The organism is Neoroseomonas eburnea (assembly GCF_018129005.1).
GTDB classification, from domain to species: Bacteria; Pseudomonadota; Alphaproteobacteria; order Acetobacterales; family Acetobacteraceae; genus Neoroseomonas; species Neoroseomonas eburnea.
The window spans coordinates 78,291-94,139 of record NZ_JAAEDL010000019.1 but is presented as its reverse complement, the minus strand read 5'-3'; the positions used below and the strand labels follow the sequence as shown (position 1 = coordinate 94,139).

The 15,849-nt window shown below is 70.7% G+C and carries 15 protein-coding genes and 1 tRNA gene; 8 read left to right on the top strand and 8 right to left on the bottom strand.

What is annotated here, in order from left to right; all coding sequences use genetic code 11:
* Positions 1 to 111: 111 nt before the first annotated feature.
* Positions 112 to 1,473, top strand: a complete 1,362-nt coding sequence (locus GXW74_RS18545) for a cytochrome P450 (RefSeq protein ID WP_211848025.1) — start codon at positions 112 to 114, stop codon at positions 1,471 to 1,473.
* Positions 1,474 to 1,532: 59 nt separating this feature from the next.
* The gene (hydA, locus tag GXW74_RS18540) at positions 1,533 to 3,020 is read left to right on the top strand and encodes a dihydropyrimidinase (RefSeq protein WP_211848024.1); all 1,488 of its coding nucleotides are present in this window, start codon (positions 1,533 to 1,535) and stop codon (positions 3,018 to 3,020) included.
* A gap of 4 nt (positions 3,021 to 3,024) precedes the next feature.
* Here the strand turns inward: hydA and GXW74_RS18535 are convergent, their stop codons facing one another.
* The 4 genes from GXW74_RS18535 to GXW74_RS18520 all read right to left on the bottom strand — a co-directional run bounded on the left by GXW74_RS18535 (position 3,025) and on the right by GXW74_RS18520 (position 5,737).
* The gene (locus tag GXW74_RS18535) at positions 3,025 to 3,822 is read right to left on the bottom strand and encodes a hypothetical protein (RefSeq protein ID WP_211848023.1); all 798 of its coding nucleotides are present in this window, start codon (positions 3,820 to 3,822) and stop codon (positions 3,025 to 3,027) included.
* A gap of 276 nt (positions 3,823 to 4,098) precedes the next feature.
* Entirely contained in the window at positions 4,099 to 4,896 is a 798-nt protein-coding gene (locus tag GXW74_RS18530) for an SDR family oxidoreductase (RefSeq protein WP_338148271.1), read from the bottom strand.
* Positions 4,893 to 5,579 carry an FkbM family methyltransferase gene (locus tag GXW74_RS18525; RefSeq protein ID WP_211848022.1) on the bottom strand — a complete coding sequence of 229 codons (687 nt, stop codon included), beginning with the start codon at positions 5,577 to 5,579 and terminating at the stop codon, positions 4,893 to 4,895. The genes GXW74_RS18530 and GXW74_RS18525 overlap by 4 nt, the downstream gene beginning before the upstream one ends.
* Before the next feature lie 82 nt (positions 5,580 to 5,661).
* Positions 5,662 to 5,737: transfer RNA gene (locus GXW74_RS18520), tRNA-His, on the bottom strand.
* Positions 5,738 to 5,876: 139 nt separating this feature from the next.
* On the opposite strand from GXW74_RS18520, the gene GXW74_RS18515 reads away from it, so the two are divergent.
* The 3 genes from GXW74_RS18515 (at position 5,877) to GXW74_RS18505 (ending at position 8,445) form a co-directional block, all read left to right on the top strand.
* The gene (locus GXW74_RS18515) at positions 5,877 to 7,100 is read left to right on the top strand and encodes an MFS transporter (protein ID WP_211848021.1); all 1,224 of its coding nucleotides are present in this window, start codon (positions 5,877 to 5,879) and stop codon (positions 7,098 to 7,100) included.
* A gap of 260 nt (positions 7,101 to 7,360) precedes the next feature.
* Complete coding sequence (locus GXW74_RS18510; protein WP_211848020.1) at positions 7,361 to 7,804, top strand: hypothetical protein; 444 nt, start codon at positions 7,361 to 7,363, stop codon at positions 7,802 to 7,804.
* A complete protein-coding gene (locus tag GXW74_RS18505) occupies positions 7,801 to 8,445 on the top strand; it encodes an aspartate/glutamate racemase family protein (RefSeq protein WP_211848019.1) in 645 nt (214 codons plus the stop codon). The genes GXW74_RS18510 and GXW74_RS18505 overlap by 4 nt, the downstream gene beginning before the upstream one ends.
* Here the strand turns inward: GXW74_RS18505 and GXW74_RS18500 are convergent, their stop codons facing one another.
* Complete coding sequence (locus GXW74_RS18500; protein WP_211848018.1) at positions 8,446 to 9,606, bottom strand: M48 family metallopeptidase; 1,161 nt, start codon at positions 9,604 to 9,606, stop codon at positions 8,446 to 8,448. It lies immediately after the preceding gene.
* A gap of 12 nt (positions 9,607 to 9,618) precedes the next feature.
* On the bottom strand, positions 9,619 to 10,182 hold the full coding sequence (locus tag GXW74_RS18495; RefSeq protein WP_211848017.1) for a LemA family protein: 564 nt from the start codon (positions 10,180 to 10,182) through the stop codon (positions 9,619 to 9,621).
* Between the two features lie 422 nt (positions 10,183 to 10,604).
* Between GXW74_RS18495 and GXW74_RS18490 the strand changes: the two genes are divergently transcribed.
* The 3 genes from GXW74_RS18490 to GXW74_RS18480 are packed head-to-tail and all read left to right on the top strand — an operon-like array spanning position 10,605 to position 13,520.
* A complete protein-coding gene (locus GXW74_RS18490; protein WP_211848016.1) occupies positions 10,605 to 11,087 on the top strand; it encodes a TadE/TadG family type IV pilus assembly protein in 483 nt (160 codons plus the stop codon).
* Complete coding sequence (locus GXW74_RS18485) at positions 11,074 to 11,727, top strand: TadE/TadG family type IV pilus assembly protein (protein ID WP_211848015.1); 654 nt, start codon at positions 11,074 to 11,076, stop codon at positions 11,725 to 11,727. Before GXW74_RS18490 ends, GXW74_RS18485 begins: the two co-directional genes overlap by 14 nt.
* Positions 11,724 to 13,520, top strand: coding sequence for a pilus assembly protein TadG-related protein (locus tag GXW74_RS18480; RefSeq protein WP_211848014.1), 1,797 nt, complete (start codon positions 11,724 to 11,726; stop codon positions 13,518 to 13,520). The genes GXW74_RS18485 and GXW74_RS18480 overlap by 4 nt, the downstream gene beginning before the upstream one ends.
* 210 nt (positions 13,521 to 13,730) lie before the next feature.
* On the opposite strand, the gene GXW74_RS18475 is transcribed toward GXW74_RS18480, so the two are convergent.
* Positions 13,731 to 15,077 (bottom strand): ATP-binding protein, encoded by a 1,347-nt coding sequence (locus GXW74_RS18475; RefSeq protein ID WP_338148270.1) that lies wholly within the window; start codon positions 15,075 to 15,077, stop codon positions 13,731 to 13,733.
* Positions 15,070 to 15,786 (bottom strand): response regulator, encoded by a 717-nt coding sequence (locus GXW74_RS18470; protein ID WP_211848013.1) that lies wholly within the window; start codon positions 15,784 to 15,786, stop codon positions 15,070 to 15,072. Before GXW74_RS18470 ends, GXW74_RS18475 begins: the two co-directional genes overlap by 8 nt.
* Between the last annotated feature and the right edge of the window lie 63 nt (positions 15,787 to 15,849).

Sequence of the window (15,849 nt, the reverse complement as noted above, 5' to 3'; positions counted from 1 at the left end):
GCGCCCGGCAGCGGCATCGAGGCCTCCGCAGGCACGCTTCGCCACGAGCGTGCGGCGCCACCGCCCGGCGGTGACAGGCCGGGGACGGCACGCTATGCCTCGGCCAGCAGCATGAGCGACGCGACCGCCGACTTCGTCCCGCCCATGCCCGCGCCGGCCTGGCGCGCGCCATCCGCGCTCACGGGGCTGTTGCGGGCGCGCCGCGACGTGCTCTCGATTTTCCCGGCCGATGCCTATCGCCGCCAGGTCTTCACCACGCGGCTGCCCGGCCGGCTGATCCTGGTCGCCAATGCGCCGGAGGTGGTGCGCGAGGTCTTCGTCGCCAGGCACGAGACCTATCAGCGCAAGTCCCGCTTCCTGGAGGACGCGCTGCGCCCGGTCGTCGGCGGGTCCTGCTTCATCGCCTGGGGCGACGACTGGGCCGAGAAGCGCGAGGCAGTGTCGCCGCCGCTGCACCCTTCGGGCCTCGCGCAGTTCCACCCCTGCTTCGTGCAGGCGGCGGAGGAGACCGCCGAGGACTTCGCCCGCGCGACCGGCCCGGTGGATGTCGCCGCCGCCTATGCCGCGGGCATCACCCGCGTGCTGCTGCTCGCCGTCTTCGGGCCGTCGGTGCCGCGCGAGGAGGCGGCGGTCATCGCCGAAACCTTCACCGCCTATCAGGACGCGGCGGAGGTGGTGGACCTGCTTGGCCTGATGGGCCTGCCGGACATGCTCGGCTGGCTGACGCGCCGGCGCGCCAACGGCCTGGCGCGGGAGCTGCGCGCCCGTGTCGCGCGGCTGCTGGAGGCCACGGGGCCGGAAGGTGGCACGCCGCTGCTGCGGGCCCTGCGCGCCGCCCGGCGCGAGGACGGCAGCAAGGTGCTGACCGGGGAACGGCTGCTCGACGAGGTGGTGATGTTCCTCCTCGCCGGGGCCGAGGGCGCGGCCATCACGCTGACCTGGACCTCGATGCTCGCCGCGCTGCATCCGGCGACGGCGGAGCGCATGGCCGGGGAACTCGCCGCGCTGCCGCCCGGGCCGCCGGACCACGCGGCGCTGCCGACGCTGGCCTACACCCGCGCGGTGATCCAGGAATCGATGCGGCTCTACCCGCCGGTCGCCGTCTTCGCGCGCCAGGCGGTGAAGCCCGACCGCATCCGCCGCTGGGACATCCGCAAGGACGACATCGTACTCGCCGTGCCCTGGCTGCTGCACCGGCACGAGAACCTGTGGGAGGCGCCGCACGCCTTCCGCCCGGAACGCTTCCTCGGCGATGCGGCGCGCCAGCGGCCGCGCTTCGCCTACCTGCCCTTCGGCATCGGGCCGCGGATCTGCGCCGGCGCGGCCTTCGGCATGGCGGAGGTGACGGTCTTCGCCGCCACCTTGTTCCGCCGCTTCCGCTTCGCCCTGGCGCCGGGCTTTACGCCGCAGCCGAACTGCCGCCTGGCGCTGCGGCCGAAGGGCGGCATGCGCCTGGTGATCACCCCCCGCTGACGCTGGACGACCCGGTCCCTGCGCCGCAATGTTGCGGCGCAGCGGATGGGAGACAGGCCATGGCGGAATACGACCTCGCGGTGCGCGGCGGCCAGGTGGCGACCGGCTTCGGCACGGTCCGCTGCGACATCGGCGTGAAGGATGGCCGCATCGTCGCGCTGGCCGAGCGCATCGCCGACGCCGCGCGGGTGATCGAGGCGGACGGCCTGCTCGTCCTGCCCGGCGGCGTCGACAGCCATTGCCACATCGAGGAACCCTCCCGCGGCGGCTATGTCGGCGCCGGCGAGGGCGAACCGCAGGTCACGGTGAACGAGGAGAGCTTCGCCACCGCCTCGGCCTCGGCCTTCGCCGGCGGCACCACCTCCGTCGTCTGCTTCATCCCGCAATGGAAGGGCTTCGGGATCTGGGAGCGCTACGTCGACTACCGGGCGCGCGCGGCGAAGGGGATGCTCGACCATTCCTTCCACCAGATCATCAGCGACCCGACCGACGCGGTGATGGAGGAAGAGGTGCCGCGCGTGGTCGCCGAGGGCGTGCGCAGCCTGAAGGTCTTCCTGACCTATGAGCCGCTGCACCTGTCGGATGCGCAGTTCCTGCGCGTGCTGACCAAGGCGCGCGAGCTCGGCTGCCTCGTCACCGTCCATTGCGAGAATTACGCCGCGATTTCGTGGCGCACGGCGGAGCTGCTGAAGCACGGCATGGCCGCGCCGAAATACCATGCCTGGTCGCGCCCGCCGATCGTCGAGCGCGAGGCGACGCACCGCGCCATCGCGCTCGCCGAACTGGTGGACCAGCCGATCCAGGTCTTCCACGTGAGCTGCGCCGAGGCGGCGGAGGAGATCGCCCGCGGCCAGGCGCGCGGCGTGAAGGTGTGGGGCGAGACCTGCCCGCAATACGTCGCCCTGACCGCCGCCGACATGGACCGGCCAGGCTTCGAGGGTGCGAAGTTCATGTGCAGCCCGTCCCCCCGCACGACGGAGGAGCACGCCCGCATCTGGGAGATGATCCGGCGCGGCACGCTCGATGTGGTGTCGTCGGACCATTGCGCGTTCTCCTACGAGGGCGACAAGGGCAAGCGGCAGAACGGCACCGGCGCGGTGTTCCGCGACATCCCCAACGGCATCCCGGGCTTCGCCGCGCGGCTGCCGATCATGTTCAGCGAGGGCGTCTCCAAGGGCCGCATCACGCTCGACGAGTTCGTCCGGCTGACCAGCACCAACCCGGCGCGGCTGATGGGCCTCGCGCCACGCAAGGGCATCATCGCTGTAGGTGCGGATGCGGACCTGGCGTTGTGGGACCCGAAGAAGAAGGTGACGATCACCAACGCGCTGATGCAGCACGCGATCGACTACACGCCGTACGAAGGGATGGAGGTCACCGGCTGGCCCGTCGCGACGATCCGGCGCGGCGAGGTGGTGATGCGCGACGGCAAGGTGCAGGCGGAGCCCGGCACCGGCCGCTTCCTGCCGCGCGGGCCCTACGACATGATCCGTCCGCGCGGCGTCGTGCCGGACGGCTTCGACCCGGCGCCGCCGGCCTCGCGGTAGGCGATCAGAGCGCTTCCATCACCTCCATCAGGCCGAGCGCCTCGACGTCATCCGGTGTCACGCCGGTGCGCGGCGCCTGGGCCAGCCAGCGAGCGACCTTGGCGCGGGAGTCCTCGACCAGCCGGCGGTGGCGCGGCGCGGCGCGCAGCGGCGCCGGCACCCGCATCGGCCCGCGGCCGGACCAAGCAAGGGTCGTGCCCCACTCCGCACGGCTGCGCGCCGGGCCGCCGGGACGCGGCGGGCAGTTCCCGGCCTGCCGGCGCCAGTAGTGATCGAGCCGCAGCCCGCCGCCATCGGCGAGCGGCGTCGCGCGGATGCTCAGCCAGGTCCCGCCCTCGCAGGGGCCGATCAGACGGTAGTGCAGCGTCTCCAGCGCCAGGATCCGTGCGGTACCTTCGTCGTCCTGGCCGATCACCGCCTGGATCTCCTGGTAGGTGCCGGTGCCGGTATTGCCCTCGAAGGCGGCGAGGACCACGTCGCGGCCGCGCATCTGCCGCACGGCGATGACGCGCGCATACCCGTACCAGGAGGGGAGGCGGAACTCTTCCGCCGGCGCGCCGGCGCCGGTGAAGCGCAGCGCGAGGCCCGGCCTTTCGCCACCGCTGCCCCAGCCCGAGTTGCTCGCCTCCAGCGTCACCGGCTCGGCGCCGGGCCGCAGGCGGACGGGGCGCGGTGTCGGCAGGCGTGGCGGGCGGCGCTGCGCGGCTTCGTCCTCCCTCGCCTCCGGCGCTGGCGTCTCCGCGCGGACGGGGCGGGTCGCGAGAAGGAAGGGCGAGGCGATCAGCGTGCGGCGCAGGATCATGATGCCGAGTACAGCGCGATCCGCGCCGCGCGGGGATGAAGGGCTTCGCGCCGGCGCCGGGGAGGCGGCTTCCGGCGGGCGGCGCTGGAGCGGAACCCGATCAGGTCGAATCACCTGATCGGGTAAGGATGCTCGCGAAAACAAGAGGCTGGAGCGGTTGCCGTGAGCCGAGGCGAACGGAAACCGCTCTAGGCATTCTCCCTTGGGCGCGACAGCCGCGAAATCTGCTCACGATCCCCAGTGACATGCGAATGGAACCCCTTCCGCGCCCGGGGGTCAGACGACCGGGCTCGCGCCGCCATCCACGTTGATGGCCGTGCCGGTGACGTAGCCGCCGGCGTCGGAGGCGAGCAGCAGGGCCATGGCGGCGAATTCCTCCGCCTTGCCGATCCGCCCGAGCGGCACCGCCTTGCCCTGCTCCGCCTTCCACTCCTCCCAGGAGATGTTGCGCTGGTCGGCCGCGTGCCGGCGGACCCACTGGTCGCTCTCGATGATGCCGACCAGCATCGCGTTCACCAGCACGTTGTGGGGGGCGAACTCGTTGGCCAGCGCCTTGGTCAGCGCCATGCCGGCGGCGCGGCTGACGCTGGTGGGCGTGGAGGTCGCCTTCGGTGCCTTGGCGCCGATGTTCAGCACGTTGATGATCCGCCCCCATCTGCGGTCCCGCATGCCCGGCAGGGCCAGCCGCGCCAGCCGGATGGCGGCGAAGAGCTTGAGGTCGAGGTCGTCCTGCCAGAGTTCGTCGCTCACCTCGAGGAAGGGGCCGCGCTGCGAGGTGCCTGCGTTGTTGACCAGGATGTCCACCCGGCCGAGCGCCCGCACGGTGCCGGTATAGGCCTGCGCGCAGCCTTCCGGCGTGCGGATGTCGCAGGCGATGGCGGCGACCCTGGCGGTGGGTGCGGCTTCGCGCACCTCCGCCTCGGCGCGGCCGAGCGCCTCCGCCCCGCGCGCGACCAGCGCGACATTGCCGCCCGCCTGGGCGAAGGCCTTCGCCATGGCGAGGCCGAGGCCCTTCGAGCCGCCGGTGATCAGTGCCGCGCGGCCGTTGAGCCGCATGTCAGGGATGACGCTCACTGGATGCCACCCGTATCGACGAGACGCTGGTTGATGAAGAGCGGGTTGGTCCGCCGCAGGACCGGGCGGCCTCCGCGCTGGAACTCCATCGCCTGCTCGTAGAACCGAAACAACAGGAAGCCGAAGTTCCTCAAGGTGTCTTCAAGGAGGCGAAACTGCACATGCGTCTTGTTGTAGGGATTCATCGCCGCCTCGACTTCGACGAAATCGACTTGGGGCAGCAGCGGGGAAAACCCGAGGAGGACATCGAGGTCATGGCCCTCGGTATCGATCTTCAGGAAGGATATCCGGGAGATCCCGAGCTCGGCGGCGACGATGTGCCCCGGGACGGCTCGGACCTCGATTCCGTCGGGGGATTCCGCTGTGTCGCCCGAGACGATACGGTTCATCGTCGATGCCCCGGCGGCGGTCATCTTCACGATGCCAGGAGCCGAGGAGAGCGCCAACTGATGCACGGCGATGTTCGGGTACTGCCCCGCCGCGATCCGCAGGCTTTCGAAGCTCTGCGGCACCGGCTCGAAGGCGTGGATGGTCGCCGCCGGGAACATGCCGGCATAGGCGGTGCAGCTCTGTCCCTTGTTTGCGCCGACGTCGAAGATGCACTGCGGCTGCCAGTCCGGCAGGAATTTCGCGATATCCCGGAATTCGGGGACCCATTTTGAAGGGGGAACTACCGCATTCACCTGCGCGTCCTCTGGCCTGCTTCCAGCGGGCAGGATGGCGGTTCCGAAGATCGCCGCAAGATGAATTCTACGGAAGGCAGGGTGGGGCGACCAACGGGACTCGAACCCGTGACATCCAGGACCACAACCTGGCGCTCTACCAACTGAGCTATGGCCGCCACCGGAGGCGCGGGGAATACGTCCGGCAGGGGCGCCCCGTCAACCGCGCGTGCGAATGCATGGCTGATCTGCATTCCCGCGCCGGTTGCCGGGACGCCGGGGTACCGACAAGTAGCGGGTCGAACACCGGAGCCCGCCATGAGCCTCCCTCCTGCCGCCGCCCGGGCGGTCCTGCCCGCCGGCCTCCTGATCGCCTGCGCCGTGGCCGGCGCCATGCTGGCCATGGGGCTGCGCCAATCCTTCGGCCTCTTCCTCGCGCCGATGACGGAGGCGCATGCCTGGTCGGCCTCGGGCTTCGCCTTCGCGATCGCGCTGCAGGTGCTGCTGAACGGCGTGACGCAGCCGATCATGGGCCAGTTCGCCGATCGCTTCGGCGGGCGAATCGTCATCATCGGCGGCGCGCTGGCCTATGCCGGCGGCATCCTCGGCATGGCGCTGTCGGGCGGGCTGCCGATCTTCACCTTTTTTGCCGGAGTCGTGATGGGGGCGGCGGTCTCTGCGGCCGGCATGCCGGTCATCATCGCCAGCCTCACGCGGCTGCTGCCCGAGAACATGCGCGGTCGCGCCGTCGGCCTCGGCACGGCGGGGTCGTCGGCGGGGCAGTTCCTGGTGGTGCCGCTGGCCGGGCTCGGCATTTCGGGCTTCGGCTGGCAGTGGGCGCTCATCGCCATGGCGGCGGCGGCGCTGCTGATGATCCCGCTCGCGCTGCCGCTGGCGGACCGGTCCCCGGCGGTGGCGGGGAGCGCGCAGAATTCGGAGACGGCGGGCGCCGCTCTGCGTCGCGCCTTCGGCGATTCCTCCTTCTGGTGCCTCTTCTTCGGCTTCTTCGTCTGCGGGCTGCACGTTTCCTTCCTGACCGTCCATCTGCCGGGCTTCGTGCATTCCTGCGGGCTGCCGCTCTATGTCGGCGCCGGGGCGATCTCGCTGATCGGGCTGTTCAACATCGCCGGCTCGCTGGCCTCGGGGGAACTGACCCAGCGGTGGAAGCGGCGCGAACTGCTGGTCGCGATCTACGCCGCCCGCGGCGTGCTGATGACCGGCTTCATGATGGTCGAGAAGACGACCGCGAGCGTCATGGTCTTCTCGGCGCTGATGGGCATCCTGTGGCTGTCCACCGTGCCGCCGACCGTCGCCCTGTGTGCCCGCAACTGGGGCACGCCCTGGCTCGCGACGATCTTCGGCCTGGTCTTCCTCGGTCACCAGATCGGCGGCTTCACCGGGGCCTATCTCGGCGGGCTCGTCTTCGACGCGACCGGTTCCTACGACCTGATGTGGAGCATCGGCATCGCCGCGGCGGCCTTCGCGGCGCTGGTCCACCTGCCGGTGCGCGACGGGCCGCGCACCGTGCCGGTCGCGGCCTGAGAGACCGTCTGGAGGGTCCGGCACCGGCCCGCACCCCCACCCGGCCTGCCATGTCGGTTTGCTGGAACGGGTGGCGAGATGGGGGTGCGGGCCGGTGCCGGACCCGGAAACGCGCCGCGGGGCGCGCTTCCAAGCGGGCTCTGAGCAGGTCCGCGCCGGGAGGCGGGTGGGAGGGCCATTGCCGCGCGCCTTCCGCGCCGCCTTGCCGGCACCGCCCCGGCCGGGCCATACCGGCGGCCCTGTGCGAGAAGGACAACACCATGCGCCGCTTCGCCCGCTGTCTCATCCTTGTCGCGCCGCTGCTCGCGACCGGCGCCGCCGCGCAGCAGCCCCTCGCGCCGCATGAATGGCTGTTCGGATCCTGGACCGGGGGGTTCTTCCCGCCGTCGGACACCGAGGGACCCCGCTGCACCGCGCAGCCCACGGTGATTTTCACGCGCGACCTGGTGCTGCGGACGGGCATTCTCGATCCACTCTACCGCCAGCGGGTGATCGAGACGGTCGCGACGCGCCAGGGCGGCGCCACCTTCCGCTTCCAGCCCGCCGGCCCGACCGGCAGGGGCCTGCCGTCGGATATCGGCTTCGGCTGCCCCGGCGGTCCCGACACGCTCGACGTGCAGCAGACCGGGCCGGACGAGATCACCTTCCCGAATTGCCGCGAGATGCCTGCCCCCTTCCGCCGCTGCGGGAGCCCGAACCGTTGAGCACGCCGAAGCGCATCGCGCTGATCCACGCCCTGCGCCATTCCCCGCCGCCGATCGAGGCCGCCTTCGCGCGCCTCTGGCCCGGCCAGGTGCTGATGAACCTGATGGACGACAGCCTCTCGGCCGACCTGGCGCGGGAAGGGGCGCTGACGCCGCGGATGACGGAGCGCTTCCTGACGCTGGCGCGTTACGCCGCCGGCACGGGGGCGGATGCCATCCTCTTCACCTGCTCGGCCTTCGGCCCCTGCATCGAGGCCTGCGCGGCGGATCTCGCGCCGATGCCGGTGCTGAAGCCGAACGAGGCGATGATCGAGGAAGCGGTGACCAAGGGAAAGCGGATCGGCCTGCTGGTCACCTTCCAGGGTACCATCCCCTCCATGACGCCGGAATTCCCCGCGGGCATCACCGTGGTGCCGAAGGTGGCGGAAGGCGGGCTTGCGGCGCTCGACGCCGGCGACCTCGCGACGCATGACCGGCTGGCGGCGGAGGCGGCGAAGGACCTTGCCGACTGCGACGCCATCGCGCTCGGCCAGTTCAGCCTGGCGCGGGCGAAGGCGATGGTCGAACGGGCCACGGGCAAGCCTGTGCTGACCACGCCGGACAGCGCCGTGCTCAAGCTGAAGCGGCTGCTCGGCGGGTAGTCAGCGCCGCGGGCCCCAGGGGGAGGGGGCGGGGCCGCCGCCATCCCCCGCGCCGTGCGCAGGGCCTTGCCACCAGGGTGTGCCCGACGCCGCGGCGCCGGGCGCGATCCGGACCGTCCCGTCGGCGGCGTCCTGCTGTGCCCAGGGCGGCGTTTCCTGGTCCTCCAGCGCGGCGGGCCGCGCCATCGGCCCGGGGTCCCGGCCGCCGGCGAACTTCACCAGAGCCGCGACGCGGTCGCCGATCGGCGGATGCGTCGCCATCAGGGACGACAAGGCGCTGTCGCCCGCATCCTCGAGGAACAGCGCCCGCACCTGGGGCGAGACCTCGGGCATGTCGGCATTGCCTTCGACCTTGCGCAGCGCGGTGATCATCGCATCGGGGTCGGAGGTCAGCTCGACCGCCCCCGCATCGGCGAGGAATTCGCGATTGCGCGACAGCGCCATGCGCAGCACGGTCGCGAGCCCCCAGGCCAGGGCGATCATCAGGACGCCGATCAGCGCGGCGAAGCCGCCGTTGCGGGAACCGGTGCGGACCCGCCAGCCGCCGCCGTCGTCATGCCCGGCCCGCGCCACGCGGCGCGTGCGCGTCATCATGTCGAAGCCGAGCGAGATGATGCCGACGAAGACCGCCGCAACCAGGCCGAGCCGCGCATCCCCGTTGCGGATATGCGCGAGCTCGTGCGCCAGCACCGCCGCGAGTTCCCTGTCGTCCAGCGCCTCCATCAGGCCGCGCGTGACGGTGACCGATCCGGTATCCCGCGACAGCCCGGCGGCATAGGCGTTCATCGCCTGCGTCTCGATCACCGCGAGGCGCGGCATCCTCATCCCGCGCGAGATGCAGAGGTTCTCGAGCAGGTTCCACAGCCGCGGCTCCTCGGCCCGCGTCACCGGATGCGCCCCGGTCGCCCAGTCGAGGATCCGGTTGTGCGCGGCCCAGGCGATGGCGAACCAGACGACCGCGACGCCCCAGCCCATGACGTAGAGCGCGGGAAGGTTGCGCAGCGCATTGCCGAAGGCACGGCCGAGGTCATGCTGCTCGGTGCCGAAGATCAGCCCGATGCCGAGCATGGTGAGCGCGAGCAGCATCGGGAAGCCGGCCAGCAGCAGGATCGACCGCCAGGCCGTGTTCCAGGCGTGCGTGCGCAGGCCGAAGGCCTGCATGGCGGGGCCCTCCTAGAAGCGCACCTGCGGCGTGGCCTGCACCGCGGCGCGCTCGGCCTCCGGGATCTCGAAGAAGCCGCGCTGCTGGAAGCCGAGCGAGCGGGCGAAGAAGACCGCCGGGACGCTTTCCGTCATCGCATTGTATTCGGCGACGGACGAATTGTAGAAGCGGCGCGCCGCGGCGATCTTGTTCTCGATGTCCGACAGCTCGCCCTGCAGCGACATGAAGTTCTGGTTGGCCTTGAGATCCGGGTAGGCCTCCGACAGCGCGAAGAGCCGGCCGAGCGCAGCGCCCAGCGCGCCTTCCGCCGGCCCGGCCGCGGCGGGCCCCTGCGCCTGGGCGGTGACCGCGGCGTTGCGCGCCTGGATCACGGCATCGAGCGTCGTCTTCTCGTGCGCGGCATAGCCCTTGACCGTCTCGACCAGGTTGGGGATCAGGTCGTGGCGCTGCTTGAGCTGCACATCGACATCCGACCAGGACTGCCCGGTCACCTGCCGCAGCGTGACGAGCCGATTGTAGATGATCACCAGCCAGATGATCAGCACCACGATGATGCCGAGGATCACCCATTCCATGCGGCTCGGTCCTTCCCTGTCGCGTGCGGGACTGTAACGGTGGCGTGCGGCAGCGCCAGTCCCCGGGACGGCTGGGCAGCCCGGAGCGGGGCGGGTCGGTGCGCAGGCTCACATCCGGCGCGCGAAGCAAGATCGCCCGCGTGCCTGGAACCTGCGGCATTTTCCGGCACGCCGTCGTCCCGACGAGCGCACTCGGGGTGGCTTTCCCAGGGATTTCCGGCCCTTGCATCACGGGCGTCACCCGGTGTCGAAAATTATCACGAAATTGTGTAGTCTCTTTACGGAACGATCGGCATCTTATTCGTGATACGCGTTAACAGAAGATGAAAGCTGCGTACAACCTGGGCGTGTTTTTGGGACAACCGTAAATGTATGCACTCTCCTTCCGGCGCACATGGCCTGTGCTGCGACAGCGTCGAGGGATGGCGGCCACGGAATTCGCGCTGATTGCGGTTCCATTCTTCTTCATGGTCATGGCCTGCATGGAAACCGCCTGGCAGCTTGCCACCGGTGCCGCGCTCGACCACGCCGCGCTGCGCGCCAGCCGCTACGGCATCACCGGCGACAATGCCCCGCCGGGCCGGGTGACGGAAGGGCAGGAGAACGTGCCGGTCTGCCGTTCCGACAACATCCGCTGGATGATCGTCCGCGCGACCAACGGCATGATCAAGGACAATTCGGACCTGACGGTCGTCACCGAAGCCTGGGGCGGGGTGAGCGGCGCCGGCGGCGGTTCCGGCGCCGAGGGCGCGGGCAGTGGCGGGCAGATCGTCTCCTACACCATCACCTACGACCAGCCCTTCATCAGCGGCGGCATCGCCGCGAGCTTCTGGGGCGGCAATTCCATCCGCCACCGGGCCTTCCTCATGGTCAAGAACGAGCCCTTCGAGAATGAGACCTGCTAGCGCCCGCCTGCGCGACCGGCGCGGCATCGCCGCGCTCGAGACGGCGCTGGTCGCGCCGCTCTTCCTCTTCGTCGCGCTCTGCACCACCGACCTGATCCGGCTGTTCCGCGCCCAGCTTCGCGTCGAGGCGGTGGCGGTGCAGATCGGCCAGATCGTCTCCCAGTGCCGTTCCATCACCGATGGCAGCACGTTGGTCTCCGGCAACCAGACGGACACTTCCGACATCGGGCAGTTCTGGGGGCATGCCGTGCGCATCGCCGGCGGCGTGGTCGACGTGAACAGCGCGACCGGCGGGGCCGTCATCATCACCGCGGTCGGCCGCAACACCAGCGGCGGCACCACGACGAACCGCGCGATGTGGCGGCGGCGGACCGGCAACACCAACGTCACGAGCAGCCTCGGCACGACGGTGCCGGGCACCGCCACGATCTCGAACAGCTTCATCGTGCCCCAGAACCAGACCGTCTTCGTCACCGAGGTCTTCGCCGTGATCGAGCCCTGGGTGCTCGGGGCGGGGCTGATCGGCACGGTGGTGCCGTCGATGCTGAACGGCACCACGCTCTTCCTTTCGCGCGCGCCGGACCCGGTCTCGCTGCAGACCGCACCGCGCGTCTCCCTCACTCCGGAGTGCACGGCATGATCGGTTCCCGTCGCCGCCGTGGCGCGGTCGCGGCGCTCAGCGCCGTCATCATGGTCGTCGTCGTCGGTTTCGCCGGCCTGGCGGTGGACCTGACGCGCATCTGGCTGCTCAGCGCGCGGCTCAAGACCGCGGTGGACGCCGCGAGCCTTGTCGCCGCCCGGCAGATGACGAGCGACACGCGCGATGCCGACACTCGCAGGCTGTTCTGGGCCAACTACACCATGAACGGCCGGTCGATCGACTATCTGCGCGCGACGGTGGACGAGGAGAACATGCCGAGGATCGCCACCGTCGGCACCACGCAGGTCCGCGTGACCGCCCAGGCCACCATTCAGACGACGCTGTTCAGCATCATCAGCCGGCAGAACACGCTGCTGGAGGAAACCTCGGTCGCCGAGCGCGAAGGCACCGGGCTCGAGCTCGCGATCGTGATCGACCAGACCTCCTCCATGCGGACCGTGGTGAACGGCCAGACCAAGCTCGAGGCCGCGCAGGACGCGGCCCGCACCATGCTCGGCATTCTCTACGGCAACGAGGACACCAAGCGGAACATGTGGGTGTCCGTGGTGCCCTTCGCCCGGACGATCAATATCGGCAGGGCGAATTCGCTCATGCTCGACACGGTGGGCATGCCATCCGGGTGGGATGTCAACAACTGGTCGGGCTGCGTCGAGGCCCGCCGCAACGGGGCGGACCTCACCGATGTCGGTCCGAACACCGCGGAGACCCGGTTCCGCCCCTATTTCTGGCCCAGCACCTTCCGCCAGGTCGGCTGGGTCAGCAACGACACCGGCCTGGGCAGCAGTGCCGTCGGCTACAATGCCTGCAGCAGCACCAACGCCTATCCGGCCGTCACCGTGAACATTCCGGGCGTCGGCAATCGCAGCGTCCGCTATTGCCGGGGCGACAACGACTGGAGCAACGCCAACCTGTCGACGAATTCGGGCAACGACAACTGGAACCCGATGTACGACTACCTGATGACCTACGGAGGCTTCACGGGCGTCGGCTACAGCGCGACCTCCGCGGCCGGCCCGAACATGCTCTGCGCCATGACGCCCATCACCCCGCTGACGGCGAGCCGGGCGGCGGTGCAGGCGGCCGTGGATGCCATCGAGGCCCCGACGAGGAGCGGCGGCACCACCGTGCCTGTCGGCATGCAGGGGGCCTGGTACACGCTCAGCCCCAACTGGCAGGGCCAATGGACCGGCATCGCGACAAGCGACGAGCACGGCGCGCTGCCGCTCGCCTACGGAACCCGCAACATGAACAAGGCGGTCGTGATCCTGACCGACGGCGACAGCAACTGGCAGGCGCCCTATGGCTGCAGCAGCACGAGCTGCACCCAATCCGGCACTGCCTATACCGTGCGCGCCTCGGCTTCGCCGTCCGGCACCAGCTACTGGTTCCGCGAACTCATGTACAGCGCCTATGGACGGCGCACCGACTACAACACCAATACCCGGAACGTCATCCGGGACAGCAACAACGTTCCCATCGGCACGACTGACGCGACGGACATCGCTGCGGCAAACAGCAGCAGCCAGCAGCAGGCCAATGCCGATGCGCAGCTTGAGGACCGCTTCCGGCAGATCTGCACGGCGATGAAGAATGAGGGCATCCGCATCTACGTCATCGGCTTCGAGGTGACCGAGGGCAGCTCCCTCGACGACTTGCTGGCCGAATGCGCGACCAGCGCGGCCACCTATGTTCGTGCACCCACGCCCGAAGACCTGCAGAGGGCTTTCACGGAAGTCGCCAACCAGCTCACCAGCCTGCGCCTCGTCGAATAATGCCAGCGGCACGAGGCCGTGCCTCGTGCCGAGGCCGCGACGGGCACCCGGTCACCTTGCCGTGCAACGTTGACCGGGGATCCGGAATGCGGCCCGCCCGTGGTCCGGCGAAGCCAAGCAAACCGGAGGTTCGCGCCCGGCGTCCGAGGGCAGGAAAAGCCTCATACCAGCGGCTGCGAAGAGCGGCCGTTGGTACAGCGCGCGTCCGCCTCACGCCGGCAGGCTGGCCACCGCCGTCAGCCCGCCGGTCGGCCGGTTCTTCAGCACCACATCCCCGCCATGCGCGCGCAGGATGTTGCGCGCGATGGTCAGGCCGAGCCCCGTGCCGCCGGTTTCCCGGTTGCGGCTCGCCTCCAGTCGCCGGAAGGGCGTGAACACCGCCTCCAGCTCGCTCTCGGGGATGCCTGGCCCGTCATCCTCGACCGAGAGCCGCACCACGCCGCCCTCCGGCCGCGCCAGCCGCAGCCGCGCCGCGCCGCCATAGCTCAGCGCATTGCTGACCAGGTTCGCGATCGCCCGCTTCAGCGCCACCGGCCGCGCGCGCAGCGTCAACCGTTCCGGCCCCTCGTAGCAGATCGCCTCGGCCAGCTCGGGCCGCGCATCCGTCGCCTCGTCCGCCACGGTGCGGCACAGCGCGGCAAGATCGATGGGCGATGCCGGCTCGGCCGCCGCATCGTCCCGCGCGAAGGCGAGCGTCGCGCCGATCATCTGCTCCATCTCGTCGAGGTCGGCGAGCATCTTCCGCCGCTGCTCGTCGTCGTCCATGAATTCCGCGCGCAGCCGCAGGCGGGTGATGGGGGTACGCAGGTCATGGCCGATCGCCGCCAGCATCTGGGTGCGGTCGGCGACGAAGCGGCGGATGCGCTCGGCCATCCGGTTGAAGGCATGCGCGGCGATGGCGACCTCGGAGGGGCCGTTCTCGGCCAGCGGCGGCGCATTGACGTCGCGGCCGAGCCGGTCGGCCGCCTCGGCCAGCAGCCGCACCGGCCGCGTCAGCCGCTTCACCGCCCACAGGATCAGCAGCACGGCGGCGACCGTCATCACCACGAAGGCGGCGAGGAAGGTCGTCGAATGCCACGGCCGCGGCGGCGGCATGTCGACCCTGATGTTGAGCCATTCGCCATCCGGCAGCCGCAGCGCGGCCTGGAAGCCGCCCGGCCGCGCCGGGCCCAGCCGCACCTCGCGCGGGCGCAGCCGCGGCGGCCCGGAATTGATCAGGTCGAGCCGGAACAGCCGCACCAGGTCCGGCGGCGGCGGCGGCGAGCCTTGCCGCACCGCGGGCTGCGCCGACAGCTCGATGGCGAGTCCCTCGGGCAGGTCGAGGTCCGCGAGCATCTGCTCCCGCCGGTCCGCCGGCGCCAGCACGGCGGTGCGCCAGGCGCCGAGGGCGCGCCCGGCGATCGCCCGCGCATGGATGAAGCGCTGCAGGTCCACCCGGTCCAGCGCATGGATGGTCAGCCCCGCCGCCTGCACCAGCATCAGCGCGAGGATCAGCCAGAAGGCGGTCCTTCCGCCGAGGCTGGCGGGCAGGGCGATGCGGCGGCGCGGTTCAGCCACGCTCGACCGTCGCCGCCAGCACGTAGCCGCCGCCGCGCACCGTCTTGATCAGGGTCGGGTTGCGCCCGTCGTCCTCCAGCTTGCGCCGCAGGCGGGAGACGGCGACGTCGATCGCCCGGTCGAAGGGCCCGGCCTGCCGGCCGCGCAGCAGGTCCATCAGCATGTCGCGCGTCAGCACGCGGTTCGGGCGTTCGACCAGCACGAGCAGCAGCTCGTACTCTCCGCCGGTCAGCGGCACCTCGGCGCCGTCAGGGTTGAGCAGCCGCCGCCGCCCGGGTTCGAGGGTCCAGCCGGCGAAGCGGATGACCTTGGCGGGCGGCTCCTTGGCCGTGCCCTCGCCATTCGCGCGGCGCAGCACGGCGCGGATGCGGGCCAGCAGCTCGCGCGGGTTGAAGGGCTTCGCCACGTAGTCGTCGGCGCCGAGTTCGAGGCCGACGATGCGGTCCGTCTCCTCCCCCATCGCGGTCAGGATCACGATCGGCACCTCGGACTGGGAGCGCAGCCAGCGGGCGAAGTCGAGGCCGGGCTCCCCGGGCATCATGAGGTCCAGCACCACCAGGTGGTAGCGGCCGAGCGGCCAGGCCTTCCTGGCCTCCCGCGCGTCGCGCGCGGCGGTGACGCGCATGCCCTGCTTCTCCAGGAAGCGGGAGAGCAGGTCGCGGATCTCGCGGTCGTCATCGACGACGAGGATGTGCGGGGCAGGTTCCATGGCACTGTTACAATAGCGCTGCGCGGCCCGGGTTCAGCAGGTGGCCTTGTTTCTTCTTGTATC

Coding starts and splice junctions, on each gene's coding strand:
- GXW74_RS18480 (WP_211848014.1), top strand. CDS start 11,724: ATGATCGGTTCCCGTCGCCGCCGTGGCGCGGTCGCGGCGCTCAGCGCC.
- GXW74_RS18500 (WP_211848018.1), bottom strand. CDS start 9,606: ATGCAGGCCTTCGGCCTGCGCACGCACGCCTGGAACACGGCCTGGCGG.
- hydA (WP_211848024.1), top strand. CDS start 1,533: ATGGCGGAATACGACCTCGCGGTGCGCGGCGGCCAGGTGGCGACCGGC.
- GXW74_RS18490 (WP_211848016.1), top strand. CDS start 10,605: ATGGCGGCCACGGAATTCGCGCTGATTGCGGTTCCATTCTTCTTCATG.
- GXW74_RS18495 (WP_211848017.1), bottom strand. CDS start 10,182: ATGGAATGGGTGATCCTCGGCATCATCGTGGTGCTGATCATCTGGCTG.
- GXW74_RS18535 (WP_211848023.1), bottom strand. CDS start 3,822: ATGATCCTGCGCCGCACGCTGATCGCCTCGCCCTTCCTTCTCGCGACC.
- GXW74_RS18545 (WP_211848025.1), top strand. CDS start 112: ATGAGCGACGCGACCGCCGACTTCGTCCCGCCCATGCCCGCGCCGGCC.
- GXW74_RS18485 (WP_211848015.1), top strand. CDS start 11,074: ATGAGACCTGCTAGCGCCCGCCTGCGCGACCGGCGCGGCATCGCCGCG.
- GXW74_RS18470 (WP_211848013.1), bottom strand. CDS start 15,786: ATGGAACCTGCCCCGCACATCCTCGTCGTCGATGACGACCGCGAGATC.
- GXW74_RS18510 (WP_211848020.1), top strand. CDS start 7,361: ATGCGCCGCTTCGCCCGCTGTCTCATCCTTGTCGCGCCGCTGCTCGCG.
- GXW74_RS18515 (WP_211848021.1), top strand. CDS start 5,877: ATGAGCCTCCCTCCTGCCGCCGCCCGGGCGGTCCTGCCCGCCGGCCTC.